This is a genomic window from Labrenzia sp. VG12 (assembly GCF_002237595.1).
In the GTDB taxonomy this organism is placed as follows: domain Bacteria; phylum Pseudomonadota; class Alphaproteobacteria; order Rhizobiales; family Stappiaceae; genus Roseibium.
Map to the genome: position 1 here is coordinate 181,177 of NZ_CP022529.1, position 21,031 is coordinate 202,207.

The 21,031-nt window shown below is 59.3% G+C and carries 23 protein-coding genes; 13 read left to right on the forward strand and 10 right to left on the reverse strand.

Annotated elements, in window-relative coordinates:
* Positions 1-16: 16 nt before the first annotated feature.
* Together CHH27_RS00780 and CHH27_RS00785 are read right to left on the reverse strand one after the other, a co-directional pair.
* Positions 17-1,678, reverse strand: coding sequence for an FMN-binding glutamate synthase family protein (locus CHH27_RS00780; protein ID WP_094069877.1), 1,662 nt, complete (start codon positions 1,676-1,678; stop codon positions 17-19).
* 89 nt (positions 1,679-1,767) lie between these two features.
* Positions 1,768-2,139 carry a VOC family protein gene (locus CHH27_RS00785; protein ID WP_094069878.1) on the reverse strand — a complete coding sequence of 124 codons (372 nt, stop codon included), beginning with the start codon at positions 2,137-2,139 and terminating at the stop codon, positions 1,768-1,770.
* A gap of 110 nt (positions 2,140-2,249) precedes the next feature.
* Between CHH27_RS00785 and CHH27_RS00790 the strand changes: the two genes are divergently transcribed.
* Together CHH27_RS00790 and CHH27_RS00795 are read left to right on the forward strand one after the other, a co-directional pair.
* Positions 2,250-2,516 (forward strand): LysR family transcriptional regulator, encoded by a 267-nt coding sequence (locus CHH27_RS00790; protein WP_094069879.1) that lies wholly within the window; start codon positions 2,250-2,252, stop codon positions 2,514-2,516.
* Positions 2,513-3,121, forward strand: coding sequence for a substrate binding domain-containing protein (locus CHH27_RS00795; protein WP_157738635.1), 609 nt, complete (start codon positions 2,513-2,515; stop codon positions 3,119-3,121). Before CHH27_RS00790 ends, CHH27_RS00795 begins: the two co-directional genes overlap by 4 nt.
* A 12-nt stretch (positions 3,122-3,133) precedes the next feature.
* Here the strand turns inward: CHH27_RS00795 and CHH27_RS00800 are convergent, their stop codons facing one another.
* Positions 3,134-4,429, reverse strand: coding sequence for a glycosyltransferase (locus CHH27_RS00800; RefSeq protein ID WP_094069881.1), 1,296 nt, complete (start codon positions 4,427-4,429; stop codon positions 3,134-3,136).
* Between the two features lie 275 nt (positions 4,430-4,704).
* Between CHH27_RS00800 and CHH27_RS00805 the strand changes: the two genes are divergently transcribed.
* From CHH27_RS00805 to CHH27_RS00815, 3 genes are all read left to right on the forward strand, one after another.
* Positions 4,705-5,445: an ABC transporter substrate-binding protein gene (locus CHH27_RS00805; protein ID WP_094069882.1), complete on the forward strand. Its 741-nt coding sequence runs from the start codon at positions 4,705-4,707 to the stop codon at positions 5,443-5,445.
* A gap of 119 nt (positions 5,446-5,564) precedes the next feature.
* Positions 5,565-5,990, forward strand: coding sequence for a secondary thiamine-phosphate synthase enzyme YjbQ (locus tag CHH27_RS00810; protein WP_094069883.1), 426 nt, complete (start codon positions 5,565-5,567; stop codon positions 5,988-5,990).
* Positions 5,991-6,103: 113 nt separating this feature from the next.
* A complete protein-coding gene (locus tag CHH27_RS00815) occupies positions 6,104-6,400 on the forward strand; it encodes a hypothetical protein (protein WP_094069884.1) in 297 nt (98 codons plus the stop codon).
* Between the two features lie 8 nt (positions 6,401-6,408).
* Here the strand turns inward: CHH27_RS00815 and CHH27_RS00820 are convergent, their stop codons facing one another.
* The 4 genes from CHH27_RS00820 to CHH27_RS00835 all read right to left on the reverse strand — a co-directional run bounded on the left by CHH27_RS00820 (position 6,409) and on the right by CHH27_RS00835 (position 10,071).
* Positions 6,409-7,161 carry an SDR family NAD(P)-dependent oxidoreductase gene (locus CHH27_RS00820; RefSeq protein WP_094069885.1) on the reverse strand — a complete coding sequence of 251 codons (753 nt, stop codon included), beginning with the start codon at positions 7,159-7,161 and terminating at the stop codon, positions 6,409-6,411.
* Positions 7,162-7,215: 54 nt separating this feature from the next.
* Positions 7,216-7,656 (reverse strand): hypothetical protein, encoded by a 441-nt coding sequence (locus tag CHH27_RS00825; RefSeq protein WP_157738636.1) that lies wholly within the window; start codon positions 7,654-7,656, stop codon positions 7,216-7,218.
* A 388-nt stretch (positions 7,657-8,044) separates the two neighbouring features.
* Positions 8,045-8,299, reverse strand: a complete 255-nt coding sequence (locus CHH27_RS00830; RefSeq protein WP_094069887.1) for a YdcH family protein — start codon at positions 8,297-8,299, stop codon at positions 8,045-8,047.
* A 131-nt stretch (positions 8,300-8,430) separates the two neighbouring features.
* Positions 8,431-10,071 (reverse strand): EAL domain-containing protein, encoded by a 1,641-nt coding sequence (locus CHH27_RS00835; RefSeq protein ID WP_094069888.1) that lies wholly within the window; start codon positions 10,069-10,071, stop codon positions 8,431-8,433.
* A 408-nt stretch (positions 10,072-10,479) separates the two neighbouring features.
* Between CHH27_RS00835 and CHH27_RS00845 the strand changes: the two genes are divergently transcribed.
* Entirely contained in the window at positions 10,480-10,854 is a 375-nt protein-coding gene (locus tag CHH27_RS00845; protein ID WP_094069890.1) for a VOC family protein, read from the forward strand.
* Positions 10,855-10,896: 42 nt separating this feature from the next.
* Positions 10,897-11,598 (forward strand): YafY family protein, encoded by a 702-nt coding sequence (locus CHH27_RS00850; protein WP_094069891.1) that lies wholly within the window; start codon positions 10,897-10,899, stop codon positions 11,596-11,598.
* A gap of 131 nt (positions 11,599-11,729) precedes the next feature.
* Here CHH27_RS00850 and CHH27_RS00855 read toward each other — a convergent pair whose 3' ends face one another.
* Positions 11,730-12,782 (reverse strand): S9 family peptidase, encoded by a 1,053-nt coding sequence (locus tag CHH27_RS00855; RefSeq protein WP_094069892.1) that lies wholly within the window; start codon positions 12,780-12,782, stop codon positions 11,730-11,732.
* Between the two features lie 326 nt (positions 12,783-13,108).
* Here CHH27_RS00855 and CHH27_RS00860 point away from each other — a divergent pair, with 326 nt between their 5' ends.
* Positions 13,109-13,696, forward strand: coding sequence for a TetR/AcrR family transcriptional regulator (locus CHH27_RS00860; protein ID WP_094069893.1), 588 nt, complete (start codon positions 13,109-13,111; stop codon positions 13,694-13,696).
* Positions 13,697-13,711: 15 nt separating this feature from the next.
* On the opposite strand, the gene CHH27_RS00865 is transcribed toward CHH27_RS00860, so the two are convergent.
* Entirely contained in the window at positions 13,712-14,734 is a 1,023-nt protein-coding gene (locus tag CHH27_RS00865; RefSeq protein ID WP_094069894.1) for a LacI family DNA-binding transcriptional regulator, read from the reverse strand.
* 85 nt (positions 14,735-14,819) lie between these two features.
* On the opposite strand from CHH27_RS00865, the gene CHH27_RS00870 reads away from it, so the two are divergent.
* A complete protein-coding gene (locus tag CHH27_RS00870) occupies positions 14,820-15,998 on the forward strand; it encodes a phytanoyl-CoA dioxygenase family protein (RefSeq protein ID WP_094069895.1) in 1,179 nt (392 codons plus the stop codon).
* Between the two features lie 14 nt (positions 15,999-16,012).
* Here the strand turns inward: CHH27_RS00870 and CHH27_RS00875 are convergent, their stop codons facing one another.
* Complete coding sequence (locus tag CHH27_RS00875) at positions 16,013-16,669, reverse strand: DUF1194 domain-containing protein (RefSeq protein WP_247646174.1); 657 nt, start codon at positions 16,667-16,669, stop codon at positions 16,013-16,015.
* A gap of 218 nt (positions 16,670-16,887) precedes the next feature.
* Here CHH27_RS00875 and CHH27_RS00880 point away from each other — a divergent pair, with 218 nt between their 5' ends.
* From CHH27_RS00880 to CHH27_RS00895, 4 genes are all read left to right on the forward strand, one after another.
* Positions 16,888-18,426 (forward strand): glycosyl hydrolase, encoded by a 1,539-nt coding sequence (locus tag CHH27_RS00880; protein WP_094069896.1) that lies wholly within the window; start codon positions 16,888-16,890, stop codon positions 18,424-18,426.
* Positions 18,423-19,160: an HAD-IIB family hydrolase gene (locus CHH27_RS00885; protein ID WP_208988411.1), complete on the forward strand. Its 738-nt coding sequence runs from the start codon at positions 18,423-18,425 to the stop codon at positions 19,158-19,160. Before CHH27_RS00880 ends, CHH27_RS00885 begins: the two co-directional genes overlap by 4 nt.
* A 106-nt stretch (positions 19,161-19,266) precedes the next feature.
* The gene (locus CHH27_RS00890) at positions 19,267-20,562 is read left to right on the forward strand and encodes a glycosyltransferase (RefSeq protein WP_094069898.1); all 1,296 of its coding nucleotides are present in this window, start codon (positions 19,267-19,269) and stop codon (positions 20,560-20,562) included.
* Between the two features lie 159 nt (positions 20,563-20,721).
* On the forward strand, positions 20,722-21,000 hold the full coding sequence (locus tag CHH27_RS00895) for a PepSY domain-containing protein (protein WP_208988412.1): 279 nt from the start codon (positions 20,722-20,724) through the stop codon (positions 20,998-21,000).
* Positions 21,001-21,031: the final 31 nt, after the last annotated feature.

Consider the following 21,031-nt stretch of genomic DNA (forward strand, 5'->3'; position numbering starts at 1 on the left):
GGGCCCAGTGATGCCCCTAGTGATGCCCCTTGTGATGCTGTAAGGCCCTGGCCGCTTCGACGGATTTGGACGCCTGGAAGCTTTCCGCTTCCGCCATCGCCCAATAGGTGGAATAGCCCGGTATGTCATGGTCATCGCTCAGGAGGGCGTTTTTCTTGAGCCAGGGCAGGGCTGCGCTGGCCGGCAGGATCTCTCGCAAGCCCTCGCGCAGATAAAAGTGTTCCGGCTTGAAATCTTTCGGATGTTCGAAGCCGGCTGCGGCCGTGAAGTCTTTCAGCGCCTTGATAGTGTTGCGGTGGAAGTTGGCGACACGCTGGGACTTGTCCGGAACATCCAGTGCCTTCTGGCGCAGCGGGTCCTGGGTTGCAACGCCGGTCGGGCACTTGTTGGTGTGGCAGCTCTGCGACTGGATACAGCCGACGGCGAACATGAAGCCGCGGGCGGAATTGACCCAGTCGGCGCCGAGCGCCATGACGCCGGCAATATCAAAGGCGCTGATCAGCTTGCCGCTGGCACCGATCCGGATGTCGTCACGCAGGCCCGTGCCGACCAGGCAATTGTGCACGAAGGTCAGGCCCTGGCGCAGCGGCGTTCCGAGGCGATTTGCGAACTCGACCGGGGCTGCCCCGGTGCCGCCCTCCGCGCCGTCGACGACGATGAAATCCGGCTTGATGCCTGTCTTCAGCATGGCCTTGACGATGGCCATGAACTCCCAGCGGTGGCCGATGCAGAGCTTGAAACCGACCGGCTTGCCGCCGGAAAGCCTGCGCAGTTCGGCAATGAAGTCGAGCAGTTCCAGTGGGGTGGAAAAGGCGGAGTGAGACGACGGAGAGATGCAGTCCTTGCCGATCGGGATGCCGCGGGCCTCGGCGATTTCCTCCGTCACTTTCGGTCCTGGCAGCACACCACCATGGCCGGGTTTGGCGCCCTGGCTCATCTTGATTTCGATCATCTTGATCTGGGGATCTGCTGCCTGTTTCTGAAACTTCTCCGCGTCGAATGTGCCGTCCTCGGCCCGGCAGCCGAAATAGCCGCTGCCCAGTTCCCAGACGAGATCGCCGCCGCCTTCCCTGTGATAGCGCGAGACGCTGCCTTCTCCCGTGTCGTGATAGAAGCCGCCCACCTTTGCGCCCTTGTTGAGTGCCAAAATCGCGTTTCCGGACAGGGAGCCGAAACTCATGGCGGAGATGTTGTAGAGCGATGCCGAATAGGGCAGCTTGCAATCCGGCCCGCCGATCGTCACGCGCATGTCGCCATCGGTATGCGGCCTCGGGCAGATGGAGTGGTTCACCCAGCCATAGGAGCCGTCGTAAACGTCGAGCTCGGTGCCGAAGGGCAGCACGTCCTCGATGTTCTTCGCGCGGTCGTAGACCATCGAGCGGCGCTCGCGGGAAAACGGGCGCCCATCCTGGTTGCTCTCGAAGAAATACTGGCGCAATTCCGGCCGGATCGCCTCAAACAGGAAGCGGAAATGTCCGGCAACCGGGTAATTGCGCAGAACCGCGTGACGCGTCTGGTGCGTATCGATATAGCCGATGACCGACAACACGGCAAAGACCAGAAACGGCCAGAAAAAATGGATGTTCACGGCGAACATCAACACGAAAAACAGGAAGGTAAGTGCAAGGCAAAGCACAAAAACGGTATAGCGGGCAGGAAACAAGGGCCGGGCCTCCATCACTGGCTGATACCAATTTGTGTCAGGCCTGCGCCGAAAAGAAAAGGGTGATCGGTATCACCGATCACCCTGCCGAGCGCCCTGAGGGGTCAGCCCATGTGATGCACATTTAGCTTGTTGCCGTCCGGATCGCGGAAATAGGCGGCGTAAAAGCCGTTCTCCGCCCGCTGTCCCGGCTTGCCCTCGTCTGTTGCGCCGAGGGACATCGCCTTCTGGTAAACTGAGTCCACCTGGGCCCTGTCGCGGGCCGACAGGGCGACCATGACGCCATTGCCGACCGTTGCCGGCAACCCGTCAAAGGGAAGATGCACGGAAAAGGCGGGCGACTGATCATCGGTGCCCCAGACGATGAAGTCGTCAAATTCCATGATTCTGCGGGCGTTCAGTCCTTTCAGAAGCGCGTCGTAAAATGCGGCGGACGCCTTGAGGTCGTTGGTTCCAAGTGAGGTGTATCCGATCATGTTCAGTTCCTGGCTGGTTGCAGTGTGGTGCCGGCAACAGGGATCTAGCGACTTGCAGGATTGAAAAGAATAGTCAAAACTGGCGCGGTAATTTGCATAAGTGAAAATCCATGGATTGGAATTATCTGCGCACCTTCCACGCCGTTTCGGAAACCGGCAGCCTGGCCCGGGCCGCCGAACGGCTGGGTATCAGTCACGCAACCGCCTTTCGTCACATGAAGGCCCTTGAAGCCGACCTTGGCGCGCGCTTGTTCGACAAGGTGCAAGGACGCTACAGCCTGACGGAGGCGGGGCGGAGATCCTCGGGCACGCACAAACCGTCGCAGCGGCCTTTGAGGACATCGAACGCAGCGGGTCGGGGGTGGACAGCCAGTTGAAAGGCCGTATCCGCCTGACTGCGCCTGCAAGCTTTTCCTGCCGCTACCTGCCCGGTCTCCTGGAAGGGTTCCGAAAGGACTATCCAGACATCTCGGTGGAATTGTTGACCTCCAACGAGGAACTCAACATGAGCCAGCGGGCGGCGGAGATCGCCCTGCGCGTCACCAATTCACCGCCAGATCATCTGATCGGCCGGAAACTGGCCGATATACCATGGGGGTTTTATGCCAGCGCAGACTACCTGGAACGCAACGGGCGCCCCCTGCACCTGGCCGATCTCGGTCAGCACGACCTGATCGGTGCAACGGGGTCTCTGGCAAGGCGCGACGGCTTTGCCATGATTGATCGGGAGTACCGAACCGGGGTGGTTTGTCGCTGCGATGACCTTATGACCATGGCAGCATTTGCATCGCAGGGACTGGGACTGGCGCTTTTGCCCGCCGATGTTGCGTCGCAATCCTTGCAACGCGTTCTTGTGCTGGGCGATGTCCCCGCCAATCAGGTCTGGCTCCTGACGCATCCTGACCTTCGGAAGGTGGAACGCGTGCGCGCCCTGATGCAGTTTCTGACCCCGGCGATCAGGGACGCGTTTGAGCTCGACTGAAATGGAGACTTTTCAGCCAATCGTCTGTCTTGAAACCAGGGACATCAATCGGTCAGCTGTTCCTGACGCTCCAGGTTCGGAGGTCATGATGGAGGCCGCTCGTTCGGCGCCTGCCCGGTAGTCGGACTGTTCCAGGGATTTGAGGGCTGCTGCGAGCAGGTCCGGTGTTATCTTCTTCTGCCGGATCGGGGCAGGGCCGGCGCCAATCTTGTGGATCTGCTGGCCCCAGAAGGGCTGATCACCGAAGACCGGACAGATGAGGGACGGCTTGCCCCAGCGGGCGGCTTCATGTGTGGTGCCGGCGCCGCCGTGATGAACGACCGCACTACATTTTGGAAACAGCCAGCTGTGCGGCGCCTTTTCAAGTAGAAACACGCGCTCGGATATGCCGTCTGGCAGCTCCCCCGCTGTCAGCCCGCCCCAGCCGCTGGCAAGGATGGCCCGCTGCCCGGTCAGCCTGAGTGACGCCAGGATGTTATCCGTCAGCCGTTCAGGGTCCTTGCTGGGCATGGACCCGAAGCCGAGATAGAGCGGAGAGGGACCGTCCGCCAGAAACCGGGCCAGTGGTTTCGGTGGCTGATAGGTCTCATCCGGCTCGGTGAACCAGTAACCGCAGGTCCAGGCTTCTGGCGGCCAGTCCTCAGGAACCGGAACAAGGGCGCGGGAAAATCCCTGCAGGGAAAGCGGTGTGCTGCCATCAGGCATGTGGCCGTCTATCAGGGGGGCCGGATTGGCATATTCCTCCTCCGCAGCCGCCTTGACGGGCTTGATCAGGGGAGCAAGTCCCGCCTTCATCAGGAACCGTCCGGCACCGAAAGTCAGCCGGTTGAGCGTGCGTCCGAGATCCGGCAGGCCGAACAACGGCAGGGGAAAGTCGCCTGTTGGGGCCGTGACCGGTTGCAATGCGGTAGGAAGAGCCGGAACTTTCAGCCGCCGGCCGACCAGCGTCATCAGCGTGGCTTTGAGATTGAACAGGATCAGATCCGGCTGTTCCTCAAGCCCGATCTCCCACAGGCGCCAGGCAACGTGCTTCTGCAGGTCGAGATTCTGCCGCGCGGCCCTGATCTTGCCTTTGAACGTGAAAAGTGCGGCTTGCACGTCCTTGTCCTGGAGGAGGGTCTGGTAATTGATCGGCACTGGGCGTGATGTCGCGCCCGCGGCCGCAATCATGTCGTCAAAGCCTTCGCCCGTGGTCACCACGACGTCGGCCCCGCGCGCAACAAGCTCCTTTGCGAGAGCCACATAAGGTTGAACGTCGCCACGTGTGCCGAGCGATGCAATCAGGATCTTTGGAGAAGTGTGTGTCATGGAAAGGATGTGTCCGGAAATGATTGCCTAAAGGTGGTTCCGGACCGAAGCGATTGCAACCGAAGTCCTGATTTCAAGGGAAACAGCGCGAACCTTGAGCCGCTGGCTATTCTGTGCGTGAAACCCATTGAACAGGTGTTCGGCCGAACAACGCGTCTCTTGCGCGCATAGGGCGTGTTTTCTGTGGCACTCTGTCGGTTTCTACCCTTGGCGAGTGGTTTTTTAACATGACCTTGCCTTAACTGGCTGGCGGGTTGACCATTAGACGGCGGGTTATGAAGGCTGTAACAGCACTTGCGATCGCGATCGGAATGTGGGGCATGAGTTCGGGTATTGCTCCCGGTGCCGCGCAGGTGCCGATCGACATCGTGACGGAGAACTATCCTCCTTATGAGATGCAACAGGCAGAAAACGGTCTGCGCGGCTTCGACTATGAGGTCGCCGTCGAGGCGTTTACGCGCATGGGCTACGTGCCGACCATCCGTTTTCTGCCCTGGAAACGGGCATTGAATGAAGCTGAAACCGGCACCACTGCGGGCATTCTGACCTGTGCCAGGAATGCGGAGCGCGAGCGTTTCATCCTGTTTTCCGACCCGATCAGCACCTATACCGATGCCTTCTTCAAGCGCAGGGGGCACGCCGGTCCGGACATTCGCGAAGTCTCCGATGTCATCGGCCAACCGGTTGCGTCCATGGCGGGATACGAGAGTTTACGTGACCTGCGGGACATCGGTGCGAAACCGGTCGAAGTGCCCAACACGTTGAACGGATTGAACATGTTGCTGGCGCGGCGTTTCGATTATCTCTATGGCGGCCGTGAAACCACCGAATACCTGATCAAGAAGAACGGTCTGTCCGAGGAGTTCGACTTCATTCCGCTTGATCAGGAGAGCTTTCATTTCTGTTTTTCAAAATCCTATCCGGGTGTCGAAAAACTGGTTGAGGCTTTCAATGACGCTCTCGCCGAGATGCGGCGCGATGGCACCTATGAAGCCATTCACGCCAAGTACCGGTAACCGGTTCCACCAAAACCAGCCTGTGGAACCGGACATCAGAAAAGCAGTTTGACCGGACGGGTGCCATTGGGCACGCTGCACGCTCCGCAGAGTTCCGCCCCCGAAAAGAGTTCTCCCGCATGCAGACAACGTTTTCCCTGCGCACATCCGGCCAGGGCCTCTATGAGTTCACGGGCTCCGTTGCCGGGTGGTTGGCAGAAAACGATGCGGCAGACGGGCTGCTGACGCTCTTTGTCCGTCATACCTCCTGTTCGCTGTTGATCCAGGAGAATGCGGATCCGGATGTGCAACAGGACCTGAACGCCTTTTTCAAGCGTCTGGTGCCGCCCGCGGATGATCCGTCCATGTCCTATCTCACGCACACGCTGGAAGGCCCGGATGACATGCCCGCCCATATCAAGGCCGCCATGATGCCCGTTTCGCTCTCCATCCCTGTGAGCAACGGTCGGACGGTGCTGGGGACCTGGCAGGGGATCTATCTGTTCGAACATCGAACCAGACCGCATCAGCGCCAGGTGGTGGCTCATCTGCAGAGCGACCGCTAAGGAGTGCGCTTGAAAGATATACCGAATTCAGAGTTTTTGTGACGATTGTCACACCACCTGCTGCTGGTCGGCCTACCGTGATGAAACCCCTGTTTCACGAAAGGAGACCGTTAATGCGGCACCTACTGGTTTTTGCACTTGTGCTGTTTGCTGCACCGGCGCTGGCCGACAATGATCCGAACCGGCCGACGGACAAGATCGCCGCGGATCTGGGCGTTGAGGAAACCGTCTTCATCGATTGCTTCAAGCCGGTCAATCCGGAGCCGGGGAAATATCCGGCCGGCGCGCAGCAGCGGGCCAACAAGGCCATCCTTCTGCCGTGCCTGCAGGCTGCCAACCCGGATATCACAAACGACCTTCTGGATACGGTCATGGACCGATACCGGCCGGAGGGAGCGTTCCGAAAGTAGTCTTGCCGCTAAGACCGCAAGGCCGGCAAGCCGACCCCGGTGCTTTCAAAGCCGCCATCGGCCGCGATGATCTGGCCTGTGACATAACTGGCCTGATCTGAACACAGAAACGCAATGAGCTCGGCGATTTCCATCTCGCTGCCATACCGGTTCAGCGGGATGGCGTCGTGATAGGCGTCGATGATGTCCTGGCTGTGAACCGCCATGGCGAGTTTGGTGCGCACAGGGCCGGGGCAGACGCAATTTGCCCGGATGCCGAATTCGCCAAGTTCGGCCGCCTGCTGTTTGGTCAGCTGGATGACGGCGGCCTTGGAGGTTCCATAGGCGACCCGAAGTGTTGATGCGCGCAGGCCTGATATGGAAGCGATGTTGACAATGGAGCCCCGAGTTGCTTTCAGCGCCGGCGTGACGGCCTGGGAGACGAGAAAGACGCCATCCAGGTTGGTCTCCATGACCCGTCGCCACATGGCAAAATCCGTTTTGTCGATCGGGCCGAATTCCGCAACGCCTGCATTGTTCACCACCGCGTCAAGACCGCCGAAAGCTTCTAGAATGGCCGGAACCGTCTTGTCGACGTCCGACGCGATTGAAACATCGCAGAAAAAGGGCATGGCGCCTTCCAACCCGTCAGATGCCTTTGTCAGTTCGTCACGATCGCGATCCAGCATGGCGACCTGCCAGCCCTTGCCGAGCAGCAATTTGCTGGTTGCCAGCCCGATACCGCGGGCCGCTCCGGTGATGAGGGCAGTTTTGAGAGCCATGGGGCGAGGATCCGATAAGCTGATGGGAAGAGGGAAGGGAGGGGTGCTGACCAGTCAACGCATGGACACGCAGACCCTGATGGCGCCGGCATTGTCCCAGAGTGCCACATCCTGATCATTGATGCGGAAGGCATAAACACCTGCGGGATCGGCTGAATTGACCGCAAGGGCGGCAAATTCGGCAAACGGCACGATCCTGCCTGCCTGGTCTCGCACCAGCATCTCGCCGAACGCATAGGACTGATCGAACTTGTAGCCGTAGAGAGGTCCGAGCTTCTTGGCGTCCTGACCTGAATATCCGCGTGGACCGACGGGTTTGTAGAGACCGGTAATCACGCTCCAATTACCGGAAAAACTGACTTTCCGTATCTTGCCGCCGGGCAGGTTGAGGGTTTGCCAGCCCTTTTTCGACTGAACGGTCACACAATGGTCGGCAGCAAGGACAGAGGACGGCAGAAACAGAAGCAGAATCAGAAGTGAACGTGCAAATGCCATGACTGGCTCCGGAAAGATGGGCATGCGGAGCTAAGCAGTCGAGCGGTATTCGCGTCAAGGCAGACATGCAGCGAGCGGCGTTTGCTCACGCAAGCTTCACGCACACTTGCCTTGTAAGTATTGACGGGCGTTCCCACATCTCTTCATGAACGATGAGGGTCGTTCCTCCCCAGACTGGCGCCGGGCTTTCGTGAAAGCTTCGGCGCCTTCTTTTTTGGCCGGCCGAGTTGTTGTAGGCTTCGCCCGGAGCAGGTTTCCGCCTGCCGCAGATCAGACTCCACCGCGCATCTCGGACGGCAGGGGCTTTGTCGTGGAGGGGTGAAGGTGGTGGCCCGCGCCGTCGGACGGGGACGGCGCGGGCTCTAACACCGGCCTGAAAAGGAGGGGCTCAGGACGCGGTGTTAGCCGCAGCCGCCAGAAGGGCAGCAATCTGATCTTTCAAGTGCAGTCGCTTCTTTTTCAGGTCCTCCAGGACCTCGTCCGATGCCGGCGCGACATCCGTCTCGATCCGGTGCACCTCGCGGTTGATCGTGTGGTACTCATCTGCGAGCCGGGCGAAGTGGGCATCATTTACTTTCAGATGATGCAGAGCTTCTGCGGCTTCCGGGAATTCTTCATGAAGTTCGTGTGGCACGTGGCTCATTCTTGCCTCCTTTTGAGACCCTCAAAGTGCCGCCAACGGCTTTGAAGCACCTTGAGACAGATCAATCGGAGACGTATTCCCTCGTGTGAATTCCAGAGGGGGGCATGCGTGAACAGCCAGCGGCGGCAATCTCACGTGTTCTGTACGGGGGACAGCTTTGGCAGCCTGCCTTCGGCGGGCATTTTTTCCTTGAGACTCTGCTCGAGCAGATAAAGCGAGAAATCCCGGATCGGCATCGGCTTGGCGAAATAATAGCCTTGCGCGTAGTCCACCTTACGGTTCCGCAATGAGGTCAACTGTTCAAAAGTTTCAACGCCTTCCGCGCAGACCCGCATGCCATGGGCGTCCGCGATGTCCAGAATCGCATGGATTATGGCGCCGCGCGTGCTTTCCAGGGTCGACCCAAGGTCATCCACGAACATCTTGTCGATCTTGACGAGATCCGGGTTCAGCGCCTTGATCTGGGCCAGATTGGAATACCCGGTGCCGAAATCGTCAATCGAGATCAGGCAGCCGATGCTGCGCAGATATTCCAGCGATTTGGCAATGCTGGTGCCGGTTCCGATTCCGGTCTCGAGAATTTCGCAGTTCAGGGAAATCTGCGCATCGGTTGCGGTCTGGAAGACCGGCGACTGAATCACGGTCTGGATCTGCTCGTCATCCAGGTCCGCCTGGAAGAAATTGACACCGACCTTGAATCCCGGTCTCCCGGCAAGCAGGGGGATAAGGTTCTCCAGCGCCTTTTGAATGATGATCTCGGTGAACTCCCAGGTCAGGTTCTGATCCTGGATTATGGAGATGAATTCGTCCGGGAAAAGCTTGCCCTGCGCATCCTCGAAACGGGCCAGGACTTCGCAGCCGTCACATTTCATCGTTGCGAGTGTCACGATCGGCTGGAAATGCGGCTCGAAACCCTTGCCGCCATTTCGAATCGCGCGCCGAATGCGGCCGGTCGGACTGTTGTGCAGGCGGATCGTGCGGCTCACTCTTTGGCAAACGAGATATCCGGTGACGAAACTGAAGATCGCGAAGATCGCGAGCAGCAGGCCATTTTCCTTCAAGACCCGGCTGGCGGGAACCATCGTAAGGTAGCAAAGCCTGATGTCTCCGGGGCCGCAGGCCTGGGCGTAGACATGGCCGAATGCCGGCCCGAAACTGTTGCCATAATGGGTCAGCAGCCCGGGATTGCCATTGGCAAGATAGCGCACGGAATATGGATCGGCCTTCTCGGAGACGTAAAAGAGGTCGTCTTCGGCGGTCGCCAGGTTTCCGGTCTGGAAAAAGGACACGCCGTAGCGCCCCTTCTTGATCAGGGTGACCCTGTCGACACCGTCCGCATGGCTGAAAGGAACGCGGTACCAGGTTTCACGTCCGTCCTTGAACAGAACCGCCTTTTCCGGCGCACCAAAGTCGTGAGGCGGGTCAAACCGGCCGAAGCTTGACGAGCACGCTACCCGGGTGCCGCCGTCGGGGAAAAACCAGATATTGGTGATATGATTGTCCTTGAAGACAAGCGTGTTGAGCTTCTTCAGATGAGCGGGGCCGCAATCTGCGTCGGACAGCTTTTCCAGATGGGCGTAGAGCTGGTTGCCGCGGTCGATATTGGCGAGCCAGACGTCCAGTAGCGCCGCGGTCTGCTGGCGCAGCTCCCGTTGCGCATCAAATGCCAGACCCGTCCAGGCCATAACCATCATCACGGCAACCGTCGCCAGGCCTGCGAGCACGCCTGTCAATTTCGGTCGGTTTATGAACGTTCTTCCAAGGCGTGTCATGTATCTGCCAGCTTTTCGGAAAACCAGCTAACGCCTATCTGATTAAGATCAGGTCAATTGGTAGCATTAACGATGCTTAACCTCCGGAAATTGTATCCCGGCTCGGTCGAATTGCAGGTTTTCGTCGTAAGAAGCCGACTTTCCGGTGATGCGCTGCGCAATCTCGATGAAAAGCTCGCCTCCTGTGAACGCCAGACCCTGGTTCCTTCCGGCCTGTTTCTGATCTGGCAGGGACGACAAGGGGAGGACAAGGTCCTGATCCTAGATCTTTCCTAAAGAAATCAGACCCGTCTTTATTTGTGATTACTTGACCTTGGGGAAAGTGAAAAGGTGTCTTTCTCCTGACAGAAGGCTGTCAGCAGGGGGGTGATAAGGTGATCCTCATCACAGCACGAAGGGAGACTTTCCATGACTTTCACACCCGATCACTTCAACGTCTGGATGGAGATTCCGGTCTCGGATCTGGACAGGGCGGTCAGCTTTTATAATGACGTTTTCAAAACGGAGCTTAGACGTGTCACTGACATGGGACCAAACGAATTTGCAATCTTCCCTGCGAAAGAGCAGGGTGGAGTTGCCGGTCATCTTTACCCTGGAAAGCCGGCAGAAAAGGGAACCGGGCCGACCATCCATCTGGCCTGCCCGGACAGCCTCGAAGCAACCATGGAACGATTTGCCAATGCAGGCGGCGAAGTCATTTCCGATCCGGTCGCCATTCCGGCGGGCCGATTTGCCTACGGCATCGATCCGGACGGCAACTCGATCGGCCTGTTCGCGGCCTGACGGGGACCGGGCAGCTCGCCAGCTCCTGAAGGAGCTGGCAGCATGAGGCGCGCCGACCGCTTGTTCCAGATCGTGCAGTACCTGCGCGGCGGCCGGCTCGTCAGGGCACGTCAGTTGTCCGAATGGCTGGAAGTATCCGAACGCACCATCTACCGCGACGTCGCCGACCTTCAGGCGTCAGGGGTTCCGATCGAAGGTGCCGCCGGTGTCGGCTATATCATGCGCGATGGTTATGAGCTGCCCCCGCTCATGTTTACCCGCGATGAAATTGTTGCCCTTCTGGCAGGCGCGAGGCTTATCCGCGCCTGGGGAGGTGCGGCCATGGCCAGGGCGGCCGAAGAGGCCATGATCAAGATCGATGCGGTTCTGCCCGACAAGATGCGGGTGCGGCAGAACGAGGTCGAAATCCATGCCTTTGCGCCCGAAATGACACCGCAGGTGCGGGCGCATATCGATTTCCTCGAAACAGCTTCGGACGCACGCAAACGGCTCTCCATTGCCTATTGCGACGGCAAGGGTGAACCGAGCCACCGCTCCATCCGGCCTCTCGGGCTCTGGTTCTGGGGCAAGGTCTGGACGCTGGTGGCCTGGTGCGAGCTGCGTCAGGACTTCCGCATGTTCCGGCTGGACCGGATCTCGGAACTTCGTGACCTTGGCGACAGGTTCGAGGCCGAGCCGGGAAAGACCCTCAAGGATTTCTACAGATCCATGGAGCAAGACGGGTATCAGCGCCTTGGTAGCTGACCCTCTCGCACCGGACATGGCCGCTGCATTGAGATGACCATCCTTGCCGCGAGCCTCTGTTGCAGGAATTTGAACCGTATCTGACATGCGTTGCCTGTCGGTACGGTTCAAGTTTTTTAAGGTCCCGCTTTTCAAGGGGAATTCGTCACCTCGTCAAGCCAGGAGGTCAGGGCCTCCAGTGCTGAGGGATCGATGGTGGTTTTGATCTGAAGATACTCCGAAATGCGTCCGGTCGTTGTCGGTTGAAACAGATGGTTCAAGCCAGGCAGGATGAGGGTTTCCGAACTTGGATGCTGCAGCAGTGCCTGCATAACCGGTGCATTTTGAGATGCCGACACCTGGAGATCGTGTTCTCCAAACAGGGCCAGAACCGGCACATCAAGTGACTTCAAAGACGGCCGGGGGTCGTAGTCGGCATATTCGATGGCCCATGGGGTCGCCCAGGCGGCGAGGTTCTCTTTTGTTGTGGCCTTGTTCGCCCCCGCTTCCTTCAGTAGCGGCGGCAGAGTCGCGTGAAGCTCCGCAGGTGTCTTTGCAGCCCGTATCGCTTCCGTCAGATCCCTGATGAGATTGACCTCTTTCAAAATGGTCTCTTCGTCCAGACCTTCCGACCGGGCGATATCGGCGACCTGGGTGGTCATGACATCCGGCAGCAGCGGCAGGGCAGGGCCGGCTAGAAACACCTGAAAACTGGCCGGTGTGTGCATTTGGGCCAAGGGCGCGATGTAGCCACCTTCCGAGTGGCCGAGATACCCCGTCCGGTCCGCATTCACCCGTGGGTGGGACTGCAGAAAAGCCAGCGCGGCAGCGGCATCGGCGGCAAAATCGGACGCGGTCGCCGCCGCGTAGTCGCCGGTGCTTTTGCCATGGCCGCGGTCGTCATATCTGAGGACGCCATATCCCGCGCGCGTGAGGTGATCGGAGAGAACCAGGAAAGGTTTATGCCCAACGAGCTCCTCATCCTTGTTCTGGGGCCCTGAGCCGGTAATCAGAACGATCGCGGGGACCTTGTCATCGCCTTTTGGAAGTGTCAGTTCGGCGTCCAGCAGGACACCGTCAGCCCCTCCGGGCAGACTGACGGCTTCGACGATATAGTCCCGCTGCTGAGGTGTTTGCGGCCGGTCGATCATGCCGAAGGCGGCCATGTAGCCGGACACCGTTGCAAAAAAGAGGCTGATCTTCATGAAAGCTCCCGGACAAAATTGACCAAAGGCACAGGAAAGCGCGGATCTCCAGGCTGCCTCGCCTTGAGACGTCTTGCAGCCCGCCGACACAAGCGTCACTGGTCGGGCTCATGGAAGGCTTTGCTGTCGCGGCCTTCGAACCCATGTTAAACTTGAGTGAACGAGTGTTCGCTCTCTACTTGGGGAAGTGTTTTTGAATTGCAAGAGCAGGGCGAACCTGAAATGACCATTCGTGAAACGGGTCTCTCTTCCCCGCCAATGCCAATCGTCGGTTGGTATTCGTGAAAGAGGGCCTTCAATCGAGTTGCGGAACCTGAAAGAGATTGATGCCGGAAAAAGACCTGAAACACTCCGTCCGTTCGGAAAAACTCGCTGAGAGACGCGCGCATATCGTGGAAACCGCGGCGGCGCTCTTCATCGAGAAGGGCTTTCACCAAACAGGCATGCGAGACATCGCCGGCAGGGCCGGCATCAGTCTTGGCAATCTCTACAATCACTTCAAAGGCAAGGGCGACATCATCGTCGCGATCGCGGATGTGGAAGCGGAGGAACTGGAGCCCCTGTTGCGCCCGCTCGAAGCGGCTGGCAAGGCGGATCCGGACCTGCTTTCGGATTTTGTCGAACGCTATTTTCAGCTGACCTCGTCTCCTGCCTATGCCGCCCTGAGTGCCGAGATCATCGCGGAACTGTTTCGCAATCCGGTCGTCGCGGTATCCTTCGAGGCGTCGCGCATGCGGTTGATCGCAGCAGTCAGCAGCTGCCTGCCGGACGCGCTGGGCGAAGCGGAAGCAGAGCTTGTGATCAGCCTGGTGGAAAGCGCAGGCCTGAACGCGGTCGGAAAGAAGGGCCAGGACAAGGACATCATGCTCCAGGCGCTGCTTGGCTTCGTGGAGCGGGCCGTGAAGGTTGCCTGAAATTGGCGTGGTCGCTCAGGTTTTCCTTGGCAGGTTCGCAGGGGTGATGATCTGAATGTCGCTGGAAGAAGAGGCCGGGGCCGTTCCGAGCCGGTGATAGGCCAGCAGATGGCGAAAGGCTGCGCGCATGTCTGCCTTCAGGTCATGGTGCAGCACAAAGGTCAGCCGGCCGTCCTGCAGCAGCTCCAGATTGTCTTCATCAAGATCATGCGCGACATAGACGTCCGGCGTTACACCTGCCCGATCAAGCGCTCCAAGAACCGCCAGATTTCCGCCGCCCATGGAATAGACACCACTGATTTCAAGCGTGTTTTCCAACTGTTGGGAAACTTCGGCCCTTGTCTCCGGATTAAGGCCGCCACCGCCGCTGGCATCCAGGATTGCGAGACCGGGGCGCAGCCGTTGAAGTTCTGCGCGAAACCCGCGAAAGCGTTCCTCTTCGCCCTGAAAGGCGTGTTGGCTGAGAGTGATCAGCACGGCGCCCGGGCGCGTGCCCAGAAGCTTGTGCATCAGATAGGCGGCTGTCCGGCCCGCACTTGAATTGTCGAGCCCGGCATAGGCGATCCGCTCCGAGCCCGGACAGTCGGTAAAGATCGTGACGACGGGGATGTTCTTTTGCCGCAGCGCAGTGATGGCTTCACGGACGGCATCTGTGTTGCGGGCCTTGAGACAGACGCCCTGGCTGCCTCTCTTGCAAATCCGGTTGAAGAGACTTTTCAGATCCGCTTCTTTCCGTGTCTCGGCAAAGGCAAAGCGGGGCCGGATGGCTGCCGGATGCAGGTCAGGCAAAATGGTCTCGGTGGCCTTCCGGATTTCCCGGCTGAATCGGTTGGGAGCCTCCACAACGATGTCGAAGAACAGCCGGCGGCCCCTGGCGGAAAGCTGTCCTTCCTGCGCAATCAGTTCCCGGATCGCATCCTGCACCCGCCGCCGCGTTTGCGGACTGACATTGGGCCGGTCGTTTAGAACACGATCTATGGTCGCCGTGCTCAATCCCGACTGGAGAGCGATCTCCTTGACTGGAAAACGATGGGTCATTTGATGGATTTTTGATGGGTTTTACCGTCAGCGTCAAACGCGTTTTTTGCTAGCCTTGAAGACAACACAGCCCGGGAGGACGGCCATGGATCAACTTGTTCGTGCAAATGCCTATTTCGATGCTGGCAGCTGCCACATTGACGACTTTGAAAAACTGATTTCGCGGAGTTTGCAGCCCGAGGACGCGCCGCAAGCCGGACGTATCGTTGCAAACGTGCCTGTCTACAAGGTCGCAGATCTTGGAGACCTTTTGGCGGGAGTAGAAGGGCGCCGTTCATTGATGGCAGAGTGGGCCTCGGTCCTGAAGGACAAGTCCGGTGTGCTCGTTCTGGAAGGTGCCTATGCCGACACAGGGCCAATCGATCGGGCAAGCGCCGTTTATGAGCAGGTCATTGCCGAGGAAAAAGCCGGTTCGGCGGGCGGTGCCGATCATTTTGCTGCTGCCGGCGCGAATGATCGTGTCTGGAATTCCCTGCAGAAGCTATGTCTTCGCGCCCCGGATGTCTTTGCGGACTATTTTGCCAACACCGCCATCGACACGGTCTGCGAAGCCTGGTTGGGTCCGAACTACCAGATGACGGCACAGGTCAATCTGGTGCGGCCGGGCGGTCAGGCTCAGCAGGCTCACAGGGACTATCACCTCGGATTTCAGTCCGAAGCGACCTGTGCCCGGTACCCGGCCCATGTCCACGACCTGTCGCCGGTCATGACCCTGCAGGGAGCGGTCGCCCATACCGACATGCCGGTTGAAAGCGGTCCAACCAAGCTGCTGCCGTTTTCCCAGATGTATCGGCCGGGTTATGCCGCTTATCGCCTCGAGGCTTTCAAGGATCTCTTTGAAGAGCGCTGTGTCCAGTTGCCGCTCGCCAAGGGGGACGCCGTCTTTTTCAACCCGGCCCTGTTTCATGCCGCCGGCGCGAATACCAGCAGTGACATCCAGCGCATGGCCAACCTGCTTCAGGTCTCTTCTGCCTTCGGTCGTGCCATGGAGACGGTCGATCGGCAGAGCATGTGCAAGGCGCTTTATCCGGTTCTTCTGGCACGCGTCGCGAAAGGGGATCTGGGTAGAAGCAGTTTGCTGGCCACCCTTTCCGCCTGCGCGGAAGGATATTCCTTCCCGACCAATCTCGATCGGGATCCGCCGGTGGGCGGCCTTGCGCCTGAAACACAGAAGCAATTGTTTCTCAGGGCACTTGAGGAAGGGATGTCGGCAGACGCGTTTGAAACGGCCCTGAACGCTCAACAGGACCGGCGCCGGGCCTGAAAGACTTCGCGGACCTACCGGACCGAGGCATAGCCGTTGCCGAAGATTTCACGCAGCAACTTGCGTTTCATGGCAGCGGCATAGTCCCGATAGGTGGCGGCGGTCTCGATAAAGGCACCCGGGCCCCGGATGACATTCGCGCGGTAGTAACGCACAGGCGCCGCGTCCGGCCCGGCAATCACCAGACCGTTGACGGTGACACCTTCAAAATCAAAGGCCTTGTAAGCGCTTGCCGGTCCGAAGCCGTCATTGTTGATGCCGTCACCGGCCACGTCTATGACTTTGCGGGCACAGGGCTGCGGTGCGGCGCCAAGCTGCACCGCGGCGTGTCCGAGCGCATAGCCGATGGCGGTTGGAAATTCGGTATAACCGCGCGGTGACCTGCGGATGGTCTCCGCCGCGACCGCAGCACTTTGCAGATCGGTGAGATGGCTCCAGCCGAGCTGTTGCAGTTGCTGGTAACGGCCACTCCACTCGAAGCTTGTGACCCAGATGCCACCCACGGCCTCGATTGCCTGAACGACATCCGGGTCGCGCAATGCGTCTGCAAGCCCGTTCAGCTGCAGCGCATGTTCGCGCGCATCGACACTGGCCGAGCCGTCCATCGCCAGCACCAGCGCCAGCGAACAGGCCCGGGCCGGATTGGGCAGAAGAAACAGAAGGGCTGTCACAAGGCAAAGCAACCGTCCGGCCGCAAGGGACCGAAGAAGAAAAGAAGCGCTACGCTCCGGGCTTTGCATTTGCATACAGAACGTCATGGCCTGATTTTAGGGCCGTTACCCGGCTTGGCAAACTCAGAAGCCGCCTCTGCCGGAAAGTGTCATGTTGCACTGCAAATTTTTTCCGGTTGACCCTTGAACCTGAACGGACAACTCGGCAGGGTGAGGGCATGTATGCATCACACGGATTCCTGCGGTCGGACATCGGGGACGTCGATGTCGTTTTCCATGACGGCCTCTATCATCTGTTTCATCTGGTGCTGCCCAATCACGATTTCATAGCCCATGCGGTCAGCACGGACGGCATGACCTGGCGCCGGGTCAAGAACGCGCTTTTTGTCGGCGAGCCGGGTGAGTGGGACGACGACATGCTCTGGACCATGCATGTCACGCCGGATCCCGACAGGCCGGGTGACTGGCGCATGTTCTATACCGGTCTGGCCCGGTCGGAATACGGCCGCGTGCAGCGGGTTGGCCTGGCGCGATCCAGCGATCTTTATCAGTGGGAACGCTGCAACCACGGCCATTATCCGCTTGAGATTCCGGCGCCCCATTACGAAAGCTCGATTGACGAAGGCCGGAAGTGGGTCAGTTTCCGGGACCCTTTCTTTTATCAGGATCCGCAGACGGGCGAGCGCTTGCTGCTGAGTGCCGCGCGGGTCAAGGATGGGCCGGTCATCCGCCGCGGATGTGTCGGACTGGCGCGGGAAACAGCTCCCGACGTGTTTTCCTTCGAAGCGCCGCTGTATCGGCCGGGTCTTTACGACGATGTCGAGGTGCCGAACCTGTTTCAGCTCGACGGACGCTACTACCTGATGGGGTCGATCCGCGAGGACACCAAGATCCATTATTGGTATGCCGAAGCGATCGAAGGGCCCTACCAGAATTTCTTCGACAATGTCATCCTGCCTACGGGCAACTATGCCGGCCGCATCTGCCAGGCCGAAGACCGTCTGTTGCTGTTCAACTTCTTCTCCAAGACCGAACATGTCTACGGTCGCGAAGTGGTCAAGAAACTTCTGCCGCCACCGAAGGAACTGGCAACAGACAGGGCAGGGCGCCTGAAGCTGAAGTCCAATTCGGGGTTTGACGCTCTGGTCACCGGACGCGAAATCGTCACGGCGACCTACCAGGTCAAATATCTCTATGACAACCCGCATGCCAACGCCGTCGACCGTCCCGATGGCCTGCACCTGTCCTGCAAGAGCGGCTACGAGGCTTTCATCCTGCCGGGGCAGCACGAGGATTTCCGCCTCAGATCCATGTTGATGCTCGAGGGCCTTGGCAAGACCGGACTGGTGTTGCGCATGAACGACGAGGGTGATGGCTATTACCTGTCGCTCGACCTGGTGAACGGCATTGCCCAGATCCGCGCCTGGGGCGCCAATCCGACACCCGAATTCGAACATGCTTTCCGTTACGTGCCGCTCCAGGAGGCCCATTTCCGCGGCAGCGACCACGGCCCGTGGCAGATCGAGGTTGTCGCCCACGGCATGTATCTCGAATTTTCCATCGACGGATATGTCGTCCTGTCGCTGGTCGATGACAGCTTTGCCGAAGGCGGGATCGGGTTTTACACCGAAAGCGCCGCGGTCTGCCTGAAGGACCTGCATGTCGAAACGCTCAGCCGCCCCGTCACCGAAGACGCCGTGGAAGCAGTTTATACGGCGACCCGCAGAGCCCCTGACCCGGAGGCGGAAGGCTGGTGAGGGAGCCCGGCAGCGAAGACGGGCCATGGCTCCTTGTCAGCGACATCGACGATACGCTGACCGGTGACCGTGCGGCGCTGGATCGACTGTGGCAGAGCCTGAAAGCCCGGAAGGACCGGTTGCGGCTTGCCCTGAACTCGAGCCGTCCGGCGGTCAGTGTTGATAAGACGCTCGCGGATGACTTCCCCGATGGCTTTCAGCCCGATGCGGTGATCACCGGTCTAGGAACCGAAATACGCCTGGGGGGATCTCATCTGGAAGGCTGGCAGCAACAGTTTGCCGACTGGCCCGACAAGGAGGTGCGCAGGATCGTCACGGAACTGGGGTACGCTCCACACGACGATATCTTCCAGACAGGCGGCAAGGCGAGTTTCGCTGTCCCGGGAAAAGACGATGTCGACCGTGTTCTGGAAAGCCTGCGTAGAGCGGGCATCGACTTCAGGTCGATCTACTCCGGCAGGAGCGACCTCGACATTCTGGCACCGGGCGCTGGCAAGGACGTCGCCATGCGCTATCTGGCTGATCAGCTCGGCATTCCGGTTGAACTGACGGTGGCGGCAGGCGATTCCGGCAATGATCTTGCGCTGTTCGAAGCTGCCGGCAAGGCCATTGCGGTTGGCAATGCGCGGCGCGAACTGCTCTCGAGTCTGCCGAAAGACAAGACCTATCTGGCAAAGGCGCATCACGCCGCCGGAGTTGAAGAAGGGCTGACTGCACTCGGCATTCTGCCCTAATTCGCCAAGAGATGACCAAACCCGCCGGCAACGGGCGGGAGACATCGAGCCAAACAAGACTGCCTGGGAAGACGGAGATCAACGCTCACAGGAAAGGTTGACTGGCATGACCAAACAGAACATCGGATCGCTCTTGATGATCTCGCTGCACGGCTATGTGGCGGGGTCGCCGGAGCTCGGCAAACCGGACACGGGTGGCCAGGTTGTCTTCGTGCTCGAACTGGCGAAGCGCTTTGCCCGGCTCGGCTATCGGGTCGATGTGCTGACCCGGCAGTTCGAGGATCAACCCGCAGAAGATGTCATCAACGAGAACCTTCGGGTGGTGCGGATTCCCTTTGGCGGCAAGGCATTCATCCGCAAGGAAGACATGCATGACTGGTACGGTGACTTCGTGACCAATGCACTTGCCATGATCCGCCATCGCAAGCTGGAATATGATGTCATCAACTCCCACTACTGGGATGCAGGTGTTGCGGGCCAGAAGATCGCCGAGGAACTGCAGGTTCCCCATATCCACACGCCGCATTCATTGGGCTGGTGGAAACAGCATGACATGGCCGGGGCGGGGGCCGAGGAAATGGCCGGGTATCGCTTCGAGGAGCGGATACAGAAGGAATTCGTGCTCTATCGCAATTGCGATCACGTCATCGCCACGACAGAGCAGCAAACAGACCTGATCGTTGAACACTACCAGATGCCGCGGGATCACATCACAATGATCCCGCCGGGCATCGACGAAGGCCGTTTCACGCCGGCGACACCGGACAATGTCGCCTCTGCGCGTCGCAAGCACGATTTTCGCGAGACGGACATCTATGTTGTCGGGCGTGCGGCCGAGAACAAGGGGTATGATCTGGTCATTGAGGCCCTGCCGAGCCTGTTGAAGCTGCAGCCGGATGCGCGGCTGGTGCTTGCTGCCGGGGCGAATTCGCAAAGTGACAAGGCGCTTCTGGCGCAGTGGAAGCAGGTCGCTGCAGAAAAGGGCGTCTCGGACGCGATCAGCTGGCGTGGCTATGTGGCGGATGAAGATCTGGCAGACTATTACCGCGGTCCGGGGATCTTTGCGCTGCCATCGCGCTATGAACCCTTCGGCATGACGGCCGTGGAGGCCATGGCCTGCGGCACGCCCACGGTCGTGACCATCCACGGGGGCCTGTTCGAGCAGATCGAGTTTGGCCGCCATGCCCTGGTTGCCGATCCGAAGCGCCCGGACGAGTTCGCTGCCATGCTGAACATGCCGATGCAATACTCATGGCTGCGTGAGAAGCTTTCCGTTGAAGGAGCCCGCTTCGCCCGGCGTGTCTTCGGCTGGACGGGGATCGCCCGCCGGACGTTGCAAGTGTTCGAGCACTTCAAGGGCCGCTACGATGATCTCAGGACCGATGACATCATGCTGGGGTAGAAGACACGGGCGAGCGTTCAGATGTCATTGGGCTCAGGGGAAACCTGTTCTGTCCCGAAACCGTATTCTTCGACCCGTATGGGGGACCTTCTTCGACAGATCGAAGGGCTGGTTCAGCTTGCGTTCAGGTGGAATTGAATACACCTTGCACAAGACTTCGTGAGCAGAACCGGAATCACCATCGTGAAACAGATTGTCGCCTTTTTCGTATTGATCTTTGCCCTGATCACGCCCGCCCAGGCTGCATGCCTGTCGCAGGGAGAAGCCCAGCAGGTTGTGGCAAGCGGCAAGGCGGCGACATTTGGCGCCGTGCGCGGCCGCGTCAAGGGGGAGGTCCTCAAGGCTCAACTGTGCCAGCAGGGAGGCGGTTACGTCTACGTGGTTTCGGTCAAGAATGGTAGCAAGGTGACAACTGTCACAGTCAATGCCAGCAGATAACCTGTAAGGACGTCAGGTACCCGCTCATCCG